Genomic DNA, 21,958 nt, shown 5'->3' with positions numbered 1-21,958 from the left:
TAGTCGATGTGTCCTCACATTTTTTTCATTCGACGTAAAAGTATGGATGTTCTGTGTGCGGTCCATGAATCCAACTCCCCAAAGGTGGGTTAGCGATTTACTTTGGCATTTCCGGCGAGCAGTTCCACGGCAGTAAGGCTTCGTAGCCCTCATGGTAACCGCTTCAGCACATGACGTAGCCACGTATAGAACGCTTTTTTTCGGTAGGTCGGATTTATGAACCGCTTACCTTCGTCCTGATATCGGGCGATGTTTTAAATCGCACAGACTCCAGGCGCTTGTGCCAAAGGCAGAAGCCGCTGCGCGCCCAATACAAAATTTTCACGCGATTGCGCGGCTTATTTAGGAAGACGAAAAGCACCGGGTCGAACACGGCTATCTTAATGTCCAGCTCGACCAGCGCAGCCAGGCCATCAATGGATTTTCGAAAGTCGACGGGCCTGGAGCACAGATACACTTTTTCGACTTTGACGTCGGGTCACATCACGGCGAGCTGGGCCCAGAGGGGAAATTGGGAACACAGCATCCGGGGTCACCGCTAAGCGCTTTGAATGCGAGGCTCATGGAGCGCTTACAAAAAATTTGATAACCGGGCAGTTGGCCACCCTACCCTCGACTTATAAATATTAAATCCCTTCGCTTTTGCAACGTACGATTGGCATAATACGCCAATTACAACAGCTAAAATCTAGACTAGGAATTAAACACATGGGTGCTTTCCGCCTACTACTGGCGATGCTGGTAGCAATCTCTCACATGGGTATATCAATAGCAGGGCATAATCCCGGTGTATTTGCAGTCATCTCATTCTTAATAATAAGCGGACTCGTGATGACCTCTCTAATAAAGAAAAACTATTCTACGATAGATAGAGTCCCCGCTTTTTATCTAGATAGAGCACTAAGACTTTACCCTCAATTTTTATTTTACTTTTTACTTGCTTGCATCATCATCGGCACAATGCTTCCAAACTCGCCGACTGCAGAAGGCATCAGCGCAGCCAACATCATCCCTAGTCTAGGAATTTTACCGCTTGACTTATACATGTTTGGTATTACCTCTACAGATATCATACCCCCTGCATGGTCATTAGGCCTTGAAGCCTTTTTCTATCTTGCGATTCCATTTATACTCATCTGGAAGCTGAGAACATTCATGTTTACTGCATCTCTGATGATAGCAATCACTGCAATCACCGGAGTTATAAACACAGATATATACGGCTATCGATTATTGCCCGGAGTGCTTTTCATATTCCTTTGCGGAAGCTATATATTTTTTAGCGAAAAATGGGGGAAAATTCTGATTTTTACAGCATGGACCGTTCAGCTTATTCTTTTCATAGCCATACAAGTAGGCACAGTCAAGGAGGCGCCGTCTAACACAGAAGTGACTGCAGGCATTATCTTTGGAATCCCGGCAATTTATTTCCTATCCAAGTTTGGCTACCACAAAATTGACGAATTCTTTGGAAACATAAGCTACGGAGTATTTCTTAACCATTTTATATTTATATATATATTTCATAGTTTTGGCGCAAGCAACCTCTATAATTCGCCGTCACTGGCAACAGCCCTACTTGCATGCTCCTTTATTGCAAGCCTAGCATCCTATTATTTTATTGAAAAGCCGATTCTACGCTATAGGCATATCTTGCGCAAAAAAAGCCGACCTAACCTCTAGCTTTACCCGGTTGCATCTGGATGCACTTTCCAAATGCAGCCGCTCTTGAGGAAAAAAGCTTAGACAAATAAATAAAATCAATATTCACGCTGACACGCAATTTAATTTTTCTGACTCTCTAGCTTCCTACTGACCCAATATCCTACATTCCGGCTCGGCAATTCTAACCAACGAAAAGAAGCAGCAGACAGCCCCCAGACCAACAAAAAAAGAAGGCTATTAAAGAAAAATATCGCTATCCAACCTGAGTACCCCTCATATAGACGCCCCACAAACCATATCAACGGCACATGCACTAAATAGATAGAAAATGAAAATTTTCCAGCACTCTCGAATAGACGGGCAGCACGCTGAGGCATCAAACACCCCTTATCTGGCAATGATATGACCAGCAAAAAAACACAGCTCAGCACTATGAGCACGTATGCTTTACCAAAAAAATTTGCCGTCGCATACATACAGACCAAAAGCAACACCGGCACCACACACCAAAAGAATTTTATATACGACCTACTGGATATCCACTGGATTAGCGGCACACGAAAATAATAAACAAGAATACCGCACAACATTGGCTCAATACGAAACACCCCCCACAATGGCCACCCCTGAAACGCCAAATAAAAAAGAGCCACCAACAACAAACTTATCACAATACAGACAGCACGTCCTTTGATCACTATAAAGAACAACGGAAGCAAAAGATAAAACCACTCTTCAAGAGACAGAGACCAGTAGTACCCAAACAAACCACAACCGTCGCCCTTCACACACTCGACATAAAGAAAAATGTGGGCCCACTGAAACACCGCTGAAACAGCATGATGAAAGTTATTGGAAAATATACCAAAATAGGGCGTCACAAAAGATAGAAGCGTCCATATTACAACCCACACAATAGCCGGCAAGATAGTCCTAAACCAACGACGAGCAAAGTACACTCGCAGCACTGAAGTTATGCCTTGCATCCTTGCATTTAACGCACGCGCCAACGAAGAACTAACCAAAAATCCGCTGATCACAAAAAAAAGATCTACACCGAAAGACCCGTTAAATATCGCCAAGAGAAATTTAATTGACTCAGGAAGATAAGAAACGGCAGCCATGTGATAGGACACAACCAACACAATTGCTAAACCGCGCAGTACGTCGACATCCCTATTATGCCTTCCCTCCTCCATACCCCCCCCACAATAAATAAGCAACACCCCCCACAGAATCATCAATCCTCATGGTGAGCTAAACCCGCGCTAACGCGGAACTGATCCACTATTTAAATCAATCGACGGTAGATCTCGGCATAAGTAGCGACCATCACATCCGCCGTAAACACCTTTTCAAACCGCCCGGCAGCATTTCGCCCCATCTGCGCGGCCCTCTCAGGCTGATCCCAAAGCGTTTGCATCGCCGACGCCAACGCATCTACATCCGCAGGAGGCACCACCAACCCCGTCTCGCCAGCAATATTAATATAAGACATGCCAGAGCCAATCTCACAGGAAATCATCGGTTTCCCGTACATCGCCCCCTCCAGCAAAGAGATGCCAAACGACTCAGAACGCAAGTGGGAAGGAAAAACCAATGCATAGCAAAGATTGAGCAAGGCGGCTTTATCAACATCCGGCAACTTGCCAACGAAATACACATTATCCAGAGCAGAGGCTTGAGCTTTGGCTTTCAGCTCCTCTTCCAGCATTCCACCACCGACAATGACCACAGGAAGACGCGTCTTCTCTGCCGCCGCCAGTAGAAAGTGAATGCCCTTGTAATAACGCAGTGCACCTACAAATAGGAAAAACTTCTCGCCCACCTGTTTTTTCCATTCCTCAAGCTTTTCAACCGAGGCTTCTGGATAGGTTGCCCGATCCAGACCATAGGGAACGATGCTGACCTTTTCCTTGAAGCCTGTCAGCACCCTGCTGCTCTGTGCATAGTTTGGCGAGGACGCGACAATACAATCAACGCTGGAGAGGAAGCGGTACATTAGCGGTTTGTAGAGCTTGAGCAGGGTCTTCTGCTTGACGATATCCGAGTGGTAGCTGACAACGGTGGGCTTACGCAAGCGCGTGGCAAAATGGACCAAATCCATATAAGGCCACGGGAAATGGAAATGGATGATATCCGCGCCCTTAGCCAGCTCCGCGAAATCCCCGAACGCCGAAAACGAAAAACCGGTCGAGGCCACATGCAAATCAAGCTTGGAGCGGTGGGCCACATGGGTACCCACGGTCTCGTTACGAGCTGCGCCACGAGAGCTCAAGGAAAGAACTTCAGCCTGAATTCCATACCTGGCCGAACCTTCGGCCAGTTGGAAAATCACCTGCTCGATACCGCCCATGGTTTCCGGGTAGTACGTCTTGAAAAAATGCAGAACCTTGATCATCAACTTTCCATAACTTTCTGGTACACCTGCAGCGTTTCGTCGGCACAGCGCTGCCAGGTAAATGCCGAACAGTGCAGCAGCCCCTCAGTAATGGCCTGAGCACGCCAGGCCTCATCCTCGAGGCCTTTCTGCAGGAGCTCGGTCAGTTTTTCGACATCCAGAGCCTCGCACATCAGCGCGGCATTGCCGGCAACCTCAGGCAACGAAGAACTGTTGGAGCACACCACCGGCACACCAGAACTCATGGCTTCCAACACCGGCAGGCCGAACCCCTCATACAACGATGGGAACGTGAACAACCGCGCTCCGGCAAACAACAGAGGTAGATCTTCGCTCGGCACAAAGCCCAGGTAGCGTGCCCAACCCTCTCGTCGTGCCGTCTCCAGACGCAGGTGAATCTCATCATTGCGCCAGCCGTGGTAACCGGTGAGGACTAATGGCCAACGGGCTCTCAAAGCCAACGGCAGTCGCGCATAGGCGCTCAGCAAGGTTTCAATGTTCTTGCGAGGCTCGATCGTACCGACAAAAAGACTGTATTCCCCGGGCACAAGGCCGTGCTTGGCGAGCGAGATCTGCAGCATTTCGTAATCGCGCGGATGGAACTCTTCGGAGCTGGCCAGCGGAACGGTATGGATACGCTCGATTGGCCATGAGAAATACTCGGCCAATTCTCGACGGATGTACTCTGAGTCAGTAATCAGCGCATCAGCCCGTTCCAGGGTCTTCTTCAACTCTTTTTGCAGATAGCGAACTAACTGCGGGGCGTGACAATGGGCCCAGGTAAACGGAGAAAGGTCGTGGAACGTTGCAACCCTCTTCCCGCCAAATGGAGGGAGATAATAGTTTGGACTGTGGTACAGAAAGTCCGAGTACTTTTTCAGCGCCTGTGCTCGAAGGATCGGCATCAGCAACCGATATGCCTCCACCGCCAAAAAATTCTTCTGGACAGTTCTCTTCAAACCGTATCCGCCGCCGGAGGCATCAGAGGCGGTAGGCAGACGGGGTAAAAAGCGGCGACCTGCAAAAAACTGGAGATCCGTAATCTCCTTGCTTGTCTGTAGTCTCAAGGCTAGTTCGTAGGTATAACGACCTATGCCGGTCAGTGGAAAACGGACCGGCTCTACGGATAACACTAACTTCATTTATTCGGCCGCCAACATCCAGTTCAAGGTTTCTTCGAGTGGGGGGGCTTGCCACCCTGCCACCAGTGACTTGAGGCGGCTATTGTCGCCACACAAGGTCTTCACCTCGTTTTCCCGCACAAACGCCGGATTAACCTCAACTACGATCTTTCGACCCGACAACCTCTCGCACATGGCAATGACTTCGCGCAACGAGTAGACATTGCCAGAGCTGACATTGACTGTGTGGCCAATGGGCTTGGCTTCCAAAAGCCCACGATAGGCTTTGACCAGCGCTCGTACGTCGCTGAAATCGCGCCACACATCAAGGTTACCCAGCTCGATTCTCTCGGCCTTACGGCGGAAGTGAGAAACAATCTTGGGTAATAGGAAATTTTCTGCCTGACCGACACCGGTGTAATTGAAGGGGCGAGCAATGACCAGAGGCAATCGATCGCGCCATAAGTTAGCCATGTACTCCATGGCCAACTTGCTGACTGCATAATCATTAGCCGGGGCCGGGACAGTGGTTTCATCCAGCAAACCGGATGAGGTATTGCCGTACACATTGGCGCTACTGGCCAGCAGAACGCAACTCGGTGTTTTGCCGCAATTGGCGATGGCGTCGAGCAGGTTCCGGGTGCCTATCAGATTGACCTGATAAAACGCCTCCGGCGTACCATGCCCAACAAATGCCAACGCAGCAAGATGCACTACGAAATCCGGCTGAAGCGTTGCCAGCAAAGCGTGTAGACCTAGCCCATCAGCCAGATCGATCTGATGGTATCCAGCTTCATCGGAGGGCTGACTGCCCAACCCGCTGACCTCGTAACCGTAAGCTTTGAGTTCAGCAGCCATGTAACGCCCGGTGAACCCCTGAATACCTGTTATCAGTGCACGCTTGCCAGCAGTGGTCATCAGAACGAAAATCCTTGTGCATTGCGACGAAGATCCGCCTCAACCATCATGCGGCACAGCTCTTCGAGATTGACCTTGGACTCCCAACCAAGTATTTCCTTTGCTTTGGCCGGGTTGCCGATCAACAACTCGACTTCAGTAGGACGGTAGAACTTGGGATTGATACTCACCAGCACTTTACCGGTGTCCGCATCAGTGCCCTGCTCTGCTTCAGCCTCACCGGTCCAGTTGATGGCGATGTCCACTGCCTTGAACGCCATCGACACGAAGTCGCGGACAGTTTCGGTGCGGTTTGTGGCCAGGACGAAGGTGTCCGGCTCCTTGGCTTGCAGCATGCGCCACATGCCTTCTACGTATTCCTTGGCGAAGCCCCAGTCACGTTTGGCATCCAGGTTGCCCAGCTCCATTGCCTCCAGCAAGCCCAGCTTGATCTTGGCCACGGAGTCGGTGATTTTTCGGGTCACAAACTCCCGACCGCGCAGTGGTGATTCGTGATTAAACAGAATACCGCTGGTTGCAAAAATACCGTACGACTCACGGTAGTTGATAGTCATCCAGTGGGCGTACAGCTTGGCCACACCGTAAGGGCTGCGAGGGTAGAAAGGTGTACTTTCAACTTGCGGAATAGCCTGGACTTTGCCGAACATTTCGGAAGTCGAGGCTTGGTAGAAGCGAACCTTCGGGTTAACAATACGAATGGCTTCCAGCAGGTTGACCGCACCCAGACCGGTGATTTCAGCAGTGGTCAATGGCTGCTCGAAGGAGACGCCCACGAAACTCTGCGCCGCTAGGTTGTAGACCTCGGTGGCTTCAGTAGTCTGAAGCAGACGAATACTGGCAGACAGGTCGGTCAGGTCGTATTCAACCAGATGCAGATTAGGGTGCTGGTGAATGCCCAGCTCCTCAATGCGCCAGAAATTGACAGAGCTGGTACGGCGGTAGGTGCCATACACAGTGTAACCCTTTTCCAGCAACAGCTCCGCCAGGTAGGCGCCGTCCTGACCAGTAATGCCGGTAACGATAGCTTTCATTCGAATCCTCTGAACCCCATACAAATATTTTCAAAAACGAGGAGCCCATACCTGAGCCCCAGATGCATGCCTAGGCATTTAGCGTAGTGCAGATCATACAGACTGCTGCCATTCATGACGACAGCGCAGAGGCCAGCTAATATGCCACTGGTACTGCTTCAACCGACCTTGCAAATTTTCCCGATCATGTCGACACACATCATGTCGGCATGATCAGGCGAAGCCTTAGGACTAATTTAAATCGGCGCGCGCAAGCAGCTCGGTAAAAATCGTGCCTTGTTCGTAACTATCTTGTTCACTATTTACAGAGAAAAAGCCAACGCCTTGATGGCGCAACGCCTCCAACCCTTCCTGCATTGAGTCACGATGTGCGGATCCACCTTCCAACATGATCAGCCGATCACCCATTCGATAAGAAACCTTCTCATCATGTAATACATCCGAAGGGCAGCCTAGAATCGATAGAGTAAATGCTCTCGCATAGCGATAGACCTGTTCCTCGCGATCGGCGAACACCGGCTCAAATCGCACACCGGCAGGAACACGCGCCAACCAGTCACCAATCAACGCTCCTGCTTTGTCTCGTGGCATTTGCCCATCGATGAATGGTGTCACATCGAACAATAATTGTGAGCGCTCCAGTGCTGCCGGCAAAGAACGATCGATCGCATCCGCAACAGCCATGAGGTCTTCGTCGGTAACAGACAATTCGGGCGTCACAGGGAGCGTGCCGACAGCAAGAATCAACTCTGACACACCCGCTTTGCTGCGTGCAGCGAAATCTTCGATAGCCGTCTTGTACTGGGCAGCACAAGCGCTTGGAGCATGATTGCCGTGAACAATTGCCTGCGCACGCGCGCCTATTACCTTGCGCGCCTGAACGTCAGTCCAGAGCTGATTGAGCGCAGCGATCAATTGAGCATCGGTAAACTCATCCGGCAGTTTGACGACCCCATCATCGTCCAAGTCTGCCATACTACCGTTGGCATTGACGACGGTTGCCAGGCCGTAATTCATGCAATCGAGCACTGCCGCAGAAGTCTCACCTCTCGAATGGGTACGCAGTTGGACACCGACGTCGGCCACGGAGAGATAATCGCAGAATGTTTTGCTGGAGGCCCACCCGGTGATCATAATGCGCGAAGCCACACCGGCCTGGTTGATACGCTGCTGGAGCTGGTCGCCGTAGCTACCTGGATCGTTTTGCCCGACAAACACCAGAACACAGGCTGCATCATTGGCCATCGGCGAGCTCAACCAAGCGTCCAGAAGCCTGTGATTCAATTTACTCGGGCCCAGCAAGCCAAAACTACAGACGACAAAATCTTCAGCCTTGAGCGTCAACTTACTGCGGATGTTTTCATTCCCTTCAGAAGGTAACTCTGCAGGAACTCTCAACAACGGAATATTGACCCAATCTCTCCCTGCCTGCGAGCCATACCATTGAGCCGCAAGTTTTCGTGAGTTTTCAGAGTGGATAATCACTCCCTGCGCCGCTTTCAGGACGGCTAGGTTTACTGGATACTTCCAGATAGTGTCAACCAACTCTTTTGTATGGAAGCGGTCAATGACAGCCGAATAACCATGGCTCTCATAGAGTGCATCGGTCCAGACACCTGGAGCCGGAGTATTCAATTCCATGTGCGCGAGAATGCCCGAAAGGAAAAAGTCGTGCAATACCACGACACCTGGAATGACGTTCACAAGCTCGAACATGTGTTCGTGAAATGTCGAGTTGCCAAAATGGTAGAGCACATGGTCAAAAGACGCCGCGTTATCGACAAACCATTCGACTGAGCGAATTTGGCACTTTTCGTTTATCCAAGCCGGCTCGACCACGCTCTGTTTTACGACCAGATCAACATTGAAGTAACGCATCAGCTCGGGCAACAGCTCGGCGCTGTAGTCACTGATACCACTGCGCTCCGCTGGCAACGGCGACACATACGCCAGACGCGGAAGGCCCTGACGGGGTTCAACAGGGGCAACTGACAATGAGCGTTCCTGATGAAAAGCTTCCAGTGCAGCAATGGTGCGCTGAGCAGTAATGTCCCAAGAGAATTGCTTGGCCTGCTCAAGACCATGCAGCTCCAACTCGCGACGGAACGCATCATCCATCAAAACTTCACGTAGTTTTTGTGTGATCGACGCGTCATCCAGAGGATCAAACATTGCCCGCTCATTGTTGATCACTTCCGGCAGACTGGATGTATTTGCCGCGATCACCGCACGACCGCAGGACATAGCCTCCAATGCTGGGAGTCCAAAGCCTTCGTGCCAGGAAGGAAAGACGAAAGCCTGGCACAAGTTATACAATGCAAGCAGATCGTTTTCCGACACAAACCCGGTCATGACGAACTCGTCGTGATCAAGCCCGTGTTCCTTGGCCAGGGCTTCCAGACGCACGCGATCATCCGGCCTTACCGAGCAGACGACCGCCAGTTGATGCAGTTCGCGGACACTGGCGGGCAGCAATGCATAAGAGCGGATCAGACCTTCGATATTCTTGCGGTGGTCAATACCCCCCGTGTACATCACATATGCACGATTCAATCCGAAGCGTGTGAGCACCTCAGTTTTTTGCGTATCGCTGTACGATTGCACTTTGAAGTGAGCATCTGCTGCGGTCGAGATATTCACTGCATGGAGAGCATCGACCCCCAAGTACCGGATGGCTTCCTGACGAGAAGACTCCGAGATGGCCAACAGCAGATCAGCTGACTTCAGATAGCGGACTTTACTGTCATACCACTTCGAGATGAGCGGGTTCTTCAAGTAAATGTCGCGATTGATGAGCGGGATCAGGTCGTACAGAACCACCGCAGTCGGCAGCTTGTTGGTAAAGCACCCGATACTGGTGACAGAGTCATCTTCAACACCTTCGAAAAGGCTGCTCACCAGCACGACATCTGGCTCAAGCGAAGCCAGGAAAGACTCGCGAACCCGTTCCGCAGCATCACGCCGCCAGGCATTTCCTGCATCGATATGACTAACAGCCTCCGGGGTATGCCAGACGACTATATTTTCCTGAGGGATCAAACCCTGGAAGATATTGCGAAGGCTGTCCACGGACTCAGGAAATGCTCCGTTCAAGGCGAGTAGAATTTCATGATCGGCGCTATTACGCGCAATACCTTGGGCCAAGGACAGCGCATAGCGACCAATACCGCGGTTACGCGAGCCAGTGGATTGAGCACCTTGCAGATCGATTACTATACGCATTATTGGCGTCCACCACGTTGTTCGGCAGCCTTTTTGAGCCGTAGGTACAGATCACGTCCGCGGCCGGTAAGGTGCTGTTCACTTAGTGGTGCTATGGCCCGCTTGGCAGCAGCGCTTTTGGCAAGACGATTGAATAACTTACGGGCGACATCGTAAAGCCTCGCACTCCTCAGCACACTGATGCACCGTGCTCGCAATTGAGGTCGCGCCACAAAAAACAGGCTTGTTTTGCAAAGCGAGAATTTCAGGATTTTTTTCACGAAAGTTTTCAAGCGAACCGTAAAACCCAGCTCTTTGGCCAAACGGCTTTGAAAGACCAGCCAACGCAACGGCCGTGTCAAGCGCCAGGAAGTGCTCGCGTACAAAGCAGCCAATTGATCTTCTAGCGACGCTCGCAACAACTCCTGACGTCTAGTCTCTGCCTCTGCTTGGGAGACGCGATTTTGAATGAGTTGATAAAAGGAGTGCGAAGCTTTGCCGCCCAGCACAAAACGGTCAAAAACATTGGGAGGCCGGTTAAACGACTCAAACAGTTCGGGGTGCGATTCATGTACATAAAAACGGTTAAGTCCATCGAAGTAAGCAAAGCGATAACCCTTCGCCAGAATCAAGTGCTCCCAGTCACCATGACTCTGCTCTTGACTTAACGGCAATGTACTCTCGATGACCAAAATCCAGGGGCGAATTGCCGATTCGACCCAGCTTTCGATAACGTTTTTCTCAAGGCCCTCAACATCGATTTTCATCCAGTTGACGTCACGGTCCCGATATTTTTCCAACAAGGCATCGAGTGGCATAACAGGGACCACACGGCGAATAGCCTTATATCCCGATTCAATATGTAGCTTGGCGATTGAGTCATCGGACGTCGAAAGACCTGTATCCGAGAACTCATAAAACTCTAGCGTTTGCGCACCCGAACCGATAGCGACCTGTTCGATCACTTCATCAGGCCGAGCGAGCTTCAGCTTCGTGGAGTACTGCTCGGTTGGTTCAACATGCACACCACGCCAATCATGCTCATAGAACGCCAGGCTGACAGAGTCGCTAACCGGGTCCTGGGCTCCGATGTCGATGTAGAAACCTTTACCGACGTGACTCAAAGCCCTCCACAACATGACGTCTTCAAAATTTTGAGCGTAGGAAACAAAACTCATCAGTGCTTTACCGAGTAAATATAATTAATAAATTCGCCATCTTGCGTATACGAATCAATTAGTAACCCTGCTTGCTCGGCGAGCACTTGACGGGAACGCCCAAGGTAGAAAAACAAATGAAAACGGGTAAATTCGTAGCGGTACTCGAAGCAAGGAGTAGTGTGAGACATCTTCCCTCCTGGCTTGAGGTGTTTGGCCATCGAGCGCATTTCGGTCAACGGATGACGAAAGTGCTCCAATACATTATTGGAGAAAATGCCGTCAAATTCGATGGCATCAAGATCACGCTCACTGGAAATGACATACGGTTCATTGGCTGTCGCACCAGAGTGATGTGGCTCATAGGCCATCACGTTCCACCCCTGCTCACGTAATAGCTGAACAGATTTCGACCATCCGCCTGCACCGTAGTTCAGATAAACCCCTTCTTTGTTTGGGTTAAGTGCGTGGAAGGTACGAACCTCCAAGTCAGTCGAGTCACCTTCCTGATAGACGCTATAGTGAACGGCATAGTCTTGTGAGAGTTCCGCAGCGCTCAACACCATCATTTTAGACGGACCGAAAACAGCATCACAATCCGGACACTGGTGACGAAGCAGTCGCCCTCCTCCGAATACACAATGCGACTCCATGGCCTTGTACGCCGACGTAGCGTGTACCGCGCCACAAAGCTCGCACGCCAAGGTCAAAGGAGAAGGCAACAACCTTTCGACATGATCGATAACTCTCCATTGGCTTGCAATCCGCCCTCGGACAGTGTCTTGGTGAAAGGCCGCCAAGTGATCCACAATGGCGTTTTGAGCCGATGTATTCGCATCAGTTTGAGCAGGAACATGTAGTGCCGCTTGCGACAGTCGAGTCAAACTTGACCTACGCGTAACGGCCACGTCAAAAGCGGATAAAAGTTTGTTGACTATTCTGATGATCATCATTCAACCATTTCTTTCTCAATAGTGACAACTGGATTCAGCCACAGGCTGCCAGTGAACACATCACAATTGACGTTCAACATCTCGAAAACCAACGCCAGATCGCGCCACTCATAGTTTTCAGAAAGGTGATTTTCAGACCCTGTCAATGCAACAGCAACTGAGTAACTGCCTGGACCCAAGTTTGCGTTAAAAGCAAATCTGAAATCTACACATTCACCGGCGCGCAAGTCACTCAAGGTCTGCCGCATGTGGTGCGTATTAGTACCGAAAACGGGTTGCCCCAAGCGATCCTTGATCATGAAACCAAGTACCATCTTGTCGATGCCCTGGTTGACTTTTGCTCGAACACGCAACGTGACCGATGCACCGACCTCAACGACCTTCAAGGAGTCGCCATGCTCATCGAGGACACTGACATCCAGGATGGATGCTTCGCCGGAACCCGACACCGTCTGAACTCGCCCTTCTTCGGCCACCAACTGGTGTACCGTCTGGTTTTCTCTTTCGGCTAGGATCGCATTGTAATAATCCATCACTTCTTCAGGTTTTCCTTCCATCGCTAGCTTGCCGCTTTTGAGTAGGATGGCACGATCACAAACGGACTGAATCGCCGCTTTGTCGTGCGAAACAATCAGCAAGGTTGTCCCCGCCTTGCGGTACTCGCGAATTCGTTCAAAGCTCTTGTGCTGAAAATACGCATCGCCCACCGACAGTGCCTCGTCGACAATCAAGACGTCAGGCCGACGCGCAGTCGCGACGCTGAAGGCCAAGCGCATTTGCATTCCACTGGAATAGAGCCGCACCGGCTGCTCGAGGTAATCACCAATTTCGGCGAACGCTTCAATTTCAGGCATCAGCTCGTTGACCTCAGCCACGCTAAGCCCTAGCAACTGGCCAGCCATAATCGCGTTCTGACGACCGGTGAAGTCCGGATGAAAACCCATGCCCAATTCGAGCAATGCAGCCACTCGGCCACTGATCTCCACGCTGCCGACGGTAGGCTGGGTGGTGCCAGTGATCATTTTCAACAACGTACTTTTACCTGCCCCGTTGACACCAATGATTCCGACCGCCTCACCTGAACGAACATGAAAGGTGAGCCCTTCCAGCACCCATTTCAATTTATGACGTGGCTTGCTCCATGGGATGACCCACTCAGCAAGTCGGGAGACACGGCTCGGATACTGCTTGTAAGCCTTGCCCAGGCCATTAACATTAATCGTGCCCATCAGAGTTCATCCACCAGCTCACCTGAATGCTTTTTGAATAAACGAAGCCCCAAAAAGCATATGAACAGGCTGAGCAACGCAATAGGAATAAGGGCAATCCAATCGGGCATTAAGCCGTGAACCATGACGCCTTGATAGGTGCCAATCAACGTAGCCATCGGGTTGAGCGCCATCACCCCTTGCAGCCAGGCAGGCAGGATATTGAGTGGGTAAACAATCGGCGTAAACCAGAACCAGAATTGCAGCACCACACCAAAGAGCTGGCCAACATCGCGAAAGAATACGTTCAGCACGCCCAAGGTGATCCCCAGGCCGATGGCAAACAGAACCTGGATCAACAGGACCGGAATAATGGTGAAAAAAACCCATCCTGGGAAATTTCCTGTCACCAGCATAAAGATGATGAACAGCGAGAATATAATGCCAAAATTGACGGATGCGTTCAGCACCAGTGTCACTGGCAGACACAAACGCGGAAAACTCAACTTTTTGATCAGATTCGCGTTATCAATAAAGATGCTTTGAGCCCGACCTACGATCTCGGCGAAGTACCCCCAGCCGATGACCCCGACACAGAGGTAGATACTGTAGCCGAAGACCCCTTCCACACCCGGCAATTTTGCCCGCATCAATTGCGAGAAAATCACCGTGTACACGAAGATCATGGTCAGCGGCTGGATCACCGTCCAGGCAACACCCAACATCGAGTTGGTGTATTTTGACTGAAACTCTCGCTTGACGCTGCCCAGGATAAAACCTCGATAATTCCATAGAGCCTTCAGTGCCGGATTAATCATTGAGCCGCACCAATCAATGCTTCAATTTCCTTTAGGTGAACCCACATCAATTCGCTATTACCATTGGACTCAACGTTCAAGCGCAACAATGGTTCAGTGTTGGAGCCCCGCAGGTTGAAGCGCCAATCCTCGAAAGCCACGCTGATACCGTCAGTCCTGTCCAAGGCAGGTAATTGAGCCTGGTAGTGAGCCAACACCTTTTCAATGGTCTTGGCGACATCGGCCACCTTGTAGTTGATTTCACCGGTACAAGGGAACGCTGCGATGCGCTCATCAACGTGCTCGGACAACGGCTTGCCAGTGCCCGACATCAACGCCGCCACCAACAACCAAGGAATCATTCCACTGTCGCAATACGCAAAATCCCGGAAATAATGGTGTGCACTCATCTCGCCGCCATACACCGCATCTTCCTCGCGCATACGCTCCTTGATGAACGCATGCCCGGTCTTGCTCTGTACGGCGATACCGCCAGCCTGCTCGACCTGCTCGATGGTGTTCCAGGTCAAGCGCGGGTCGTGGATGATCTTGCTACCGGGGTGTTGCTTGAGCAGCATCTCGGCCAGCAAACCGACCAAGTAGTAGCCCTCGATGAAGCGACCGTCGGCATCAAAGAAGAAGCAGCGGTCGAAGTCGCCGTCCCAAGCCAGCCCCATGTCACACTGGCTGGCCAATAGCGCCTGACGGGTCAGCTCGCGGTTTTCCGGCAGCAGCGGGTTGGGTACGCCGTTGGGGAAGTTGCCGTCGGGCTCTTCGTTGATGAACACCCATTGTAGCGGCAAGCGTGCGGCCAGTGCCTTGAGCACAGGACCGGCGGCGCCATTGCCCGGGTCAGCGAGGATCTTCAGGGGCTTGAGGGCCTTGACATCTACGTAGGTAAGCAGGTGTTCTATGTAGGCAGTCTTGTCAAAGACCTCACGCACTTCACCTTTGACGACTGCTTCGTCACCCAAGTCGCCCTGCTCGACGCGCAGACGAATAGCGTCCAGGCCGGTGTCGCCGCTGATGGGGCGCGATTCGGCCTTCACCAACTTCATGCCGTTATAACCCTTGGGGTTGTGGCTGGCGGTGATCATCACGCCGCCGTCGACCTTGTAGTGACTGGTGGCGAAGTAGACTTCCTCGGTGCCGCACAGGCCGATATCGATCACGCTGGCGCCGGCATCGCTGATGCCGCGCATCAGTGCAACTGCCAAGGCTGGGCTTTCCAGGCGCATGTCCTGGCCGACCACAAAGATTTGCCCCTGCAACTCGACGACGAGCGCACGGCCTATGCGGTAGGCAATGTCTTCGTTGAGTTGAGCGGGGACCTGGCCACGGATGTCATAGGCTTTGAAGCATTGGGTCACAATAGGAGGATACATTCTGCTCACTCACTGAATGCGCAATGCCACCCTGGGGTGGCAACGCCGAAAATGGACCGCCAGGGTCTGATGCCACTGGCGCGCGGCCCGGCTTGACGCAAGGCTCGCAACGGGCTCAGTGTGGTTACTTGTCGACGCGACCGTAGTTGTCTTCGAAACGCACGATGTCATCTTCACCCAGATAATCACCGCTCTGCACTTCAATCAGCACCAGATCGATCACGCCCGGGTTTTTCAGACGGTGCTTGTGACCCGCGCGAATGAAGGTGGATTCGTTGGTGTTGAGCATCAGCTCCTGGCTATCGTTGATGACCACAGCCATACCGCTGACGACAATCCAGTGCTCGCTGCGGTGGTGGTGCATCTGCAGTGATAGCGAGGCACCCGGCTTGACCACGATACGCTTGATCTTGAAGCGCTCGCCGTTTTCCAAGGTGGTGTAGGTACCCCAGGGGCGGTGCACGGTGCGGTGCAGCAGGTGCAGGTGGTGCCCCTTGGCCTTGAGTTGACCGACGATGTGTTTCACATCCTGAGCATGATCCTTGTGAGCAATCAGCACGGCGTCCGGGGTGTCGACTACCAGCAGGTCTTCGACACCAACCAGGGCGGTCAGGCGGTCCTCACTGTTGACGTAGTTGTTGCGCGAATCGTAGGAGAACACTTCGCCTTCGAAACGATTGCCCTGCTCGTCAGGCGCAGTGAGGTCGCTCACGGCGTTCCAGGAACCGATGTCGCTCCAACCGATGTCGCACGGGATGGTGGCGACCTTGGTCGAGCGCTCCATCAGCGCGTAATCGATGGAGATATCGGGCACGTTGGCGAAAGTGTCGGCGTCCAGCGCCAGGCAGCTATAACCGGTGGCGGTGGTACGGCGCGATTGCTCCAAGGTACGGGCAACGGCAGCCACCACGTCGGGGGCGTGCTTTTCCAGCTCTTCGAGCACGGTGCCGACGCGGAAGCAGAACATTCCCGAGTTCCAGAAGTAGTTACCGGCAGCAACATAGGACTCGGCAGTTTTCAGATCTGGCTTTTCAACAAAACGCTCGACCTGCAGGCCACCCTCGAGCACGGTACCTTTAGCGGCCTCGATGTAACCGAAACCGGTCTCTGGATACTGCGGCTGAATGCCAAAGGTCACCAGCCAGCCTTGGGCAGCCAAGCTCACGGCTTTTGCAACAGCACTGGCGAAAGCGGCTTCGTCCTGGATCAAATGGTCGGCAGCCAGCACCAACATGTACGCCTCGGCACCATGGACCGCCTTGAGCTGCAGGGCGGCAGCTGCGACGGCCGCGGCAGTGTTGCGACCAAACGGCTCGAGAATATAGCCCTGTGCCAGACCACTGGTGTTGATGGTGCGGTATTCATCTTCGGTCTTAAACAGAAGCTCGCGATTGGTAACGGTAAGCACTTCCACCACACCTTCGAGCTTCGACGCACGCAGGAAGGTTTTCTTAATCAGATTCTGCCCGTCGGGCAGGGTCATGAAAGGCTTTGGATGCGCCTCGCGGGAAGCAGGCCACAACCGGCTACCCACACCACCAGATAGAATTACCGGGATCAATCCCATTTTTTAGATCCTTTACTGCCACTCGAAAGCGTTAGATTCAAGTTGGCTGCTGTCGTATTTTTCAGCACGAAAATGGCACAAAACCGTTGTTTCAGCCGAGCAAAAATTTTAGATGCTGCTTTACCGTCATTTCATGGGACCGCACCAACGCCAATCGGGCTACAAGAATATCAGAAAGTATTGACCGAGGCTTGCGCAGCAAGAGCATATGCGAAGAGATCGCAATGGCCGGTATCTACACACGGGGCGCCAATAATATCAAAAAAGCATCATCTTTAATTGGTTAATACTCGATTGTGTGCCGCAGCCCGGGCCATGATTAAGCGCGCGACTACCTGCACCGCCAGCCGGGCCTTATCCTGCGGCTTGCTCGGCCGCGCCGGGAGCATAATGGCGCCGTAGTACCGGCGCACACTTCAGTGCCGCACGCCTCAGGTCCGGCTTGTAACGGCCGGGCAACCAGAGCGCACGGGCTATCCGGAGCGATCATTTCAGAGACGCCACCGAAATAGCTGAGGGCCCGGCTCAACGCCATCACCCAGTCCACCTGGGGCTCGCCCGGCGTGGCGCAGGCATGGGTGTAGTTCGAGGCACCGAGGAAGATGTGCGCCTGCTGGAGAACTCTTGTGACCCGCAACGAAAATCAATGGCCAGCCAGCGACCAATGACTAGCCGCCAATCGTGACACCTCTTGGAGCCACTGGACCGAGATCCTGTTTCAACCCGCCCGTTGCGCTAGAAAATCCTCGGTCGTCTTGCGCAACGCTTCATCGACACTGATCAATGGACTCCAACTCAGAAGCTCGCGAGTCTTGCGGATGTCGACCTGTAACGACCCACATAAACGCTGAGCAAGCGCTCGCTTGCCTAATATTATGGCACCGGCCTCCAGCAACCAGCATGGTACTGGTATCAAACGTGCCGGCTTATTTAACATGCCACCTATTCTCTGCAACAGATCAGTCGTCGAAAGATCTTCACCATCACTTACCAGAAAAACCTGATTTGCCGCTGCTGGGTGAACCAGGCAAGTCATAATCAGATCAACCAGGTTGTCCAATGCCACCAAACTGCGCCGATTGTTATCAATTGCACCAAATGGCATCGGCACCCCCTTGTATAACCAGTTCATCATGGCAAAGAAATTTGCCCTCACACCCGGACCATAAACAAGAACAGGACGAATAATGACCACCTCCATGCCTGTCCTGGCCGCCAGGGCTTGCAGAGCTTGTTCGGCTTCCATCTTTGACACCCCATAAGGATCCAGAGGCGCCGCCGCCATATCAGCAGTGTAAGGCTTTCCGAGAGAGGTGGACTCTCCATTAACCTTGATCGAACTGACAAAAATAAACCGTTTAACTCCAGCCTCAGCCGCCTGCCGAGCCAGACTCAGCGTTCCCTCCACATTGACCTTGCGATATTCAGCAAGAGGATCAGATGAAGTATCCCCCATAACATGTACTCGTGCAGCGAGTTGAACGACAACGTCTTGCCCCGCCAGCAGCGGTCGCCACTCCTGATCGGCAGAAAGCCCCTCCACCCAACATTGCCTGATACGCGGATCCAGGCTGGCTTGCTTTCTGCGTACTGCAGAAGTGACCTCATGCCCTCGCTCCAGTAGCACAGTAATCAAGCCACGACCGATAAAACCGTTGCCTCCCGTCAGAACAACACGCATTATCAGGATCCTTTCACGATAGAGACAATGTCTTTCGACATTTCACGCATAATGCTTAATCGAGAAAAACACTCGATAAATTCATCGCGCGGGGCCGTAACAGCGTTCAATTTTTGAAAAGCACTCACAGCACCCGACACATCACATGGAGTAAATACCGCAGCATTGTCTATATTTTCAGAAACAAAATTCGCCGCATAACCGGCAACCCCCGCCCAAATCGGCTTGCCCAGCGCCGCATATTCAAAGAGTTTTGAGGGTAAAACTTTACGGAACGCATTGTGATCATTGAGATGCAGAAACAATATATCCGCAGCTTGATAAATCCTGATCAGCTCATTACGCCTGACAGGTTTCAAGAGTTCAACATTGGTGCAGCCCACTGCGCTAATTGCAGACTTCAGGATCTCAAGTCGCCCGCCATCGCCAATCAGCTTGAATACAAGCCTACCTTCAAATTGCTTGGCCAACTGCGGAATAATATGATGCAGACCCTGCCCCTCGCCCATATTACCGGCATATACCACTTCCAGGATTTTATTTGAGCTGGCTTCAGCCGCCACTGGACCCGCGCTCAAAAACTCATCATCAATCCCATTGGTGAACAGAGAATAGATCTGCTCAGGATAAGCACGTTCAAAATAAGGAAGGAAGCCCGCAGACACAAGATTGACTTTCTTTGCAGACCGAATAGTAAATTTTTCGAGTAATGAAAATAGAGGGGTCAGAAGCCATGACTGTGTTTTCGGCAACACATCCTTGATGGTATCGACAAAAATATCGCGAATATCAAGGTAAAGGGGCGCGTTTTGACGTCTTGCTATGCAGGCCCCCAACGAGGCGGTCATCAGTCGCGAAGAAGTCGCATAGATTAAATTATAGTGCTTGCCCAGAGTCAGGTTACGCACACGGCGCGCGTAGACTAAAAACGCCCGGGCCTGATCCAGCATCCCACTTTTATGGGCAGGTAACGCGATACGGCGAATAGTGAGGCGTGAATGCTCTTCATGCTCAGGGGCCTCACTATTAAATGAGCTGTAGCGATTGGGCAACGTCGTAATCAGCTCAATACTGGCGTACGTGGGCAAGTCTTCCAGCAGCGCCTGCACAAGCGCGCTGGTACGAAACGAACCGGCAGATAGATCAGGGCGATAATAAAAACTGAGTATTAGAATTTTCAAATAAACCTCACCAGGTTATGGTGGTCATCAGTATCTCCGAGGAAAGCTCAGCAATAATACACTGATTGGGGATGGACTTCCCGAACTCCGGATGCCATGTTGAATCAACAACGTTGATGTTGACAGCACCTCGAAAGCAGACATGCACGACTCCCCCCAGGGGCAGCACCACGCTCACATTTCTCCCATCACGCAAGACAGTCGCATCGGGATGAACGAAAAACCTTGAAAGCGCGCAATCAAACGCCCCTGTAATGCTGTCAATAATCTGCAGCTCGCCAGCTGTCGCCCGCCACTCGCGCCGGTGCATGTTGCGGCCCCTCAAACGAATATAGCCGTCATGGTTGCATGCTATACGCGCACTGTCGTCGACGCTCTCAAACGCCTCAAGTTCAGCTCTTGCACGTCGCGCGACCCTGAACCCGGCCCACACCTCAGATGAATTCTCCCCGTTCACTTCAACAGTATTGTGGGCGGCAGTGCTGCGCTGGCGGTGACGCTCACGATCCTCACCATACCGCGAGGTTCCCGAGTTGACGAAAACCCGTTGACCAAAGAGGCTGAGTTCAAAACTCAAGGTATCCGCATGGGCGTGCCCTGGCTGATAATCGGGGGCTATCTGCGCAAAGCTCATCAACGCCTTGCCACCTTCGTCCAAATCAATAACACCATAACCGCTGTCCTTGTAGCATCTGGCTGCCACGCCCCCCGCCACGAATTGCATTGGCGGTGGCAAACAACCCAATAACTGCGCATAGGCTTCAATATCTCGCAAGCGTGGTGCGATCCCAAATGCCGAGTCGTTGAAAAAAGGAATATCACCATCTGGGTGCTGAATATCACGCAGCCAGATGATGCCTTGCCTGACAACCGCCTTCCACTTTTCAAGACGCTCTGCTAGCGGTGCCCACCGTGTGTGTGCGGCGAGGTTGACCAAGTCGCACATATCCCATATTAGGGAGGCGTGATACATGGGTGACAACTCATAGTGTGCTCCATCGGATAAAAACTGCTCATCAATCTCGCGATCGAGTATTTTTAAACCGAGATGCCGCCAATACTCGACATGCAGACCGTCCAGAAAACAGCCAGCCATGAGCAATGCTTTGCCATTAACAAATAGATGATTGGCGAGAATATGGTATTCAACTTGTTTGGACAGTGCGAATGTCTGAAGAGCCAGGCTATCCAACCAATCCTGCTTCAAATCCGAGCGACCGCGAAACCACTTCAGCAAATTCACAATGCGCAACGAAAGCGTGTAAGGCTCCCAAGCACACCCTGAATAGGGTGGATTTTCCTCGATCCAGCGATTGACGATATAACTGTCAAGGGCGTCAGATGTAACGTCAACGCTTGTCAAGCAATCTAGATAATGCAGATTGTAAAGCCAGATTTTTGGAAGCGTCGAACTATTCCATTGCACTGGCTGCTTGATTCCCATGAACTCAAATTGCTTATCCGAGGTCAGTCTCGACGCACTCCAGGCGGGAATCTGTCCGAGACCAAACGATGTGCTCTTTTTGTACCCCAAGACCACAAATGGCCCAACCTTTACAAAACGGTAATATATTCTGTAAACAATCTGCTTCAATCGTAAGGTTTTGACTGTGTGATAGAGCTTCAAAAACCGAGACATCAGCACATCGCCCATAAAAGTTTAAATAATAAATGAGTTGGGACCTATGCGAA

Annotated in this window: 17 protein-coding genes and 1 pseudogene; 1 reads left to right on the top strand and 17 read right to left on the bottom strand. The window is 51.8% G+C overall.

The genetic code is table 11. The annotated features are described in order from the left end of the window. Positions 1–214: 214 nt before the first annotated feature. Positions 215–457: an IS66 family insertion sequence element accessory protein TnpB gene (tnpB, locus tag M5C71_RS14615; RefSeq protein ID WP_248744752.1), complete on the bottom strand. Its 243-nt coding sequence runs from the start codon at positions 455–457 to the stop codon at positions 215–217. Between the two features lie 251 nt (positions 458–708). Between tnpB and M5C71_RS14610 the strand changes: the two genes are divergently transcribed. Continuing rightward, entirely contained in the window at positions 709–1,683 is a 975-nt protein-coding gene (locus M5C71_RS14610) for an acyltransferase (protein ID WP_248744751.1), read from the top strand. A 101-nt stretch (positions 1,684–1,784) separates the two neighbouring features. On the opposite strand, the gene M5C71_RS14605 is transcribed toward M5C71_RS14610, so the two are convergent. From M5C71_RS14605 to M5C71_RS14530, 16 genes and pseudogenes are all read right to left on the bottom strand, one after another. After that, complete coding sequence (locus tag M5C71_RS14605; protein ID WP_248744750.1) at positions 1,785–2,906, bottom strand: acyltransferase; 1,122 nt, start codon at positions 2,904–2,906, stop codon at positions 1,785–1,787. Between the two features lie 50 nt (positions 2,907–2,956). Then, positions 2,957–4,066 carry a glycosyltransferase family 4 protein gene (locus M5C71_RS14600; RefSeq protein WP_283093997.1) on the bottom strand — a complete coding sequence of 370 codons (1,110 nt, stop codon included), beginning with the start codon at positions 4,064–4,066 and terminating at the stop codon, positions 2,957–2,959. After that, on the bottom strand, positions 4,066–5,208 hold the full coding sequence (locus tag M5C71_RS14595; protein ID WP_248744749.1) for a glycosyltransferase family 1 protein: 1,143 nt from the start codon (positions 5,206–5,208) through the stop codon (positions 4,066–4,068). The genes M5C71_RS14600 and M5C71_RS14595 overlap by 1 nt, the downstream gene beginning before the upstream one ends. Continuing rightward, complete coding sequence (locus tag M5C71_RS14590) at positions 5,209–6,105, bottom strand: GDP-mannose 4,6-dehydratase (protein ID WP_248768102.1); 897 nt, start codon at positions 6,103–6,105, stop codon at positions 5,209–5,211. It abuts the gene before it with no gap. Further along, a complete protein-coding gene (gene gmd, locus M5C71_RS14585) occupies positions 6,105–7,136 on the bottom strand; it encodes a GDP-mannose 4,6-dehydratase (protein ID WP_248744747.1) in 1,032 nt (343 codons plus the stop codon). The genes M5C71_RS14590 and gmd overlap by 1 nt, the downstream gene beginning before the upstream one ends. 231 nt (positions 7,137–7,367) lie before the next feature. Continuing rightward, entirely contained in the window at positions 7,368–10,358 is a 2,991-nt protein-coding gene (locus M5C71_RS14580) for a glycosyltransferase (protein WP_248768101.1), read from the bottom strand. Then, entirely contained in the window at positions 10,358–11,515 is a 1,158-nt protein-coding gene (locus M5C71_RS14575; RefSeq protein ID WP_248768100.1) for an FkbM family methyltransferase, read from the bottom strand. The genes M5C71_RS14580 and M5C71_RS14575 overlap by 1 nt, the downstream gene beginning before the upstream one ends. After that, on the bottom strand, positions 11,515–12,447 hold the full coding sequence (locus M5C71_RS14570) for a class I SAM-dependent methyltransferase (RefSeq protein WP_248744744.1): 933 nt from the start codon (positions 12,445–12,447) through the stop codon (positions 11,515–11,517). The genes M5C71_RS14575 and M5C71_RS14570 overlap by 1 nt, the downstream gene beginning before the upstream one ends. Beyond that, positions 12,444–13,676 carry an ABC transporter ATP-binding protein gene (locus tag M5C71_RS14565; protein ID WP_248744743.1) on the bottom strand — a complete coding sequence of 411 codons (1,233 nt, stop codon included), beginning with the start codon at positions 13,674–13,676 and terminating at the stop codon, positions 12,444–12,446. Before M5C71_RS14565 ends, M5C71_RS14570 begins: the two co-directional genes overlap by 4 nt. Then, on the bottom strand, positions 13,676–14,473 hold the full coding sequence (locus M5C71_RS14560) for an ABC transporter permease (protein ID WP_248744742.1): 798 nt from the start codon (positions 14,471–14,473) through the stop codon (positions 13,676–13,678). Before M5C71_RS14560 ends, M5C71_RS14565 begins: the two co-directional genes overlap by 1 nt. After that, a complete protein-coding gene (locus tag M5C71_RS14555; RefSeq protein WP_248768099.1) occupies positions 14,470–15,837 on the bottom strand; it encodes a phosphomannomutase in 1,368 nt (455 codons plus the stop codon). The genes M5C71_RS14560 and M5C71_RS14555 overlap by 4 nt, the downstream gene beginning before the upstream one ends. A gap of 124 nt (positions 15,838–15,961) precedes the next feature. Further along, complete coding sequence (locus M5C71_RS14550; RefSeq protein ID WP_248744740.1) at positions 15,962–17,404, bottom strand: mannose-1-phosphate guanylyltransferase/mannose-6-phosphate isomerase; 1,443 nt, start codon at positions 17,402–17,404, stop codon at positions 15,962–15,964. 314 nt (positions 17,405–17,718) lie between these two features. Then, positions 17,719–18,023, bottom strand: a pseudogene (locus M5C71_RS14545) (IS21 family transposase); the annotation flags it as partial. Between the two features lie 99 nt (positions 18,024–18,122). Further along, positions 18,123–19,085 (bottom strand): SDR family oxidoreductase, encoded by a 963-nt coding sequence (locus M5C71_RS14540; RefSeq protein WP_248744739.1) that lies wholly within the window; start codon positions 19,083–19,085, stop codon positions 18,123–18,125. A 2-nt stretch (positions 19,086–19,087) separates the two neighbouring features. Beyond that, on the bottom strand, positions 19,088–20,266 hold the full coding sequence (locus tag M5C71_RS14535) for a glycosyltransferase family 4 protein (RefSeq protein ID WP_248744738.1): 1,179 nt from the start codon (positions 20,264–20,266) through the stop codon (positions 19,088–19,090). 7 nt (positions 20,267–20,273) lie between these two features. After that, entirely contained in the window at positions 20,274–21,920 is a 1,647-nt protein-coding gene (locus M5C71_RS14530; RefSeq protein WP_248768098.1) for a heparinase II/III family protein, read from the bottom strand. Positions 21,921–21,958 lie beyond the last annotated feature (38 nt).

The organism is Pseudomonas sp. MWU12-2345 (assembly GCF_023242385.1).
In the GTDB taxonomy this organism is placed as follows: Bacteria; Pseudomonadota; Gammaproteobacteria; order Pseudomonadales; family Pseudomonadaceae; genus Aquipseudomonas; species Aquipseudomonas gingeri_D.
Note: the sequence above shows the minus strand (reverse complement) of the source record. Positions and strands in the feature narration are given on the sequence as shown.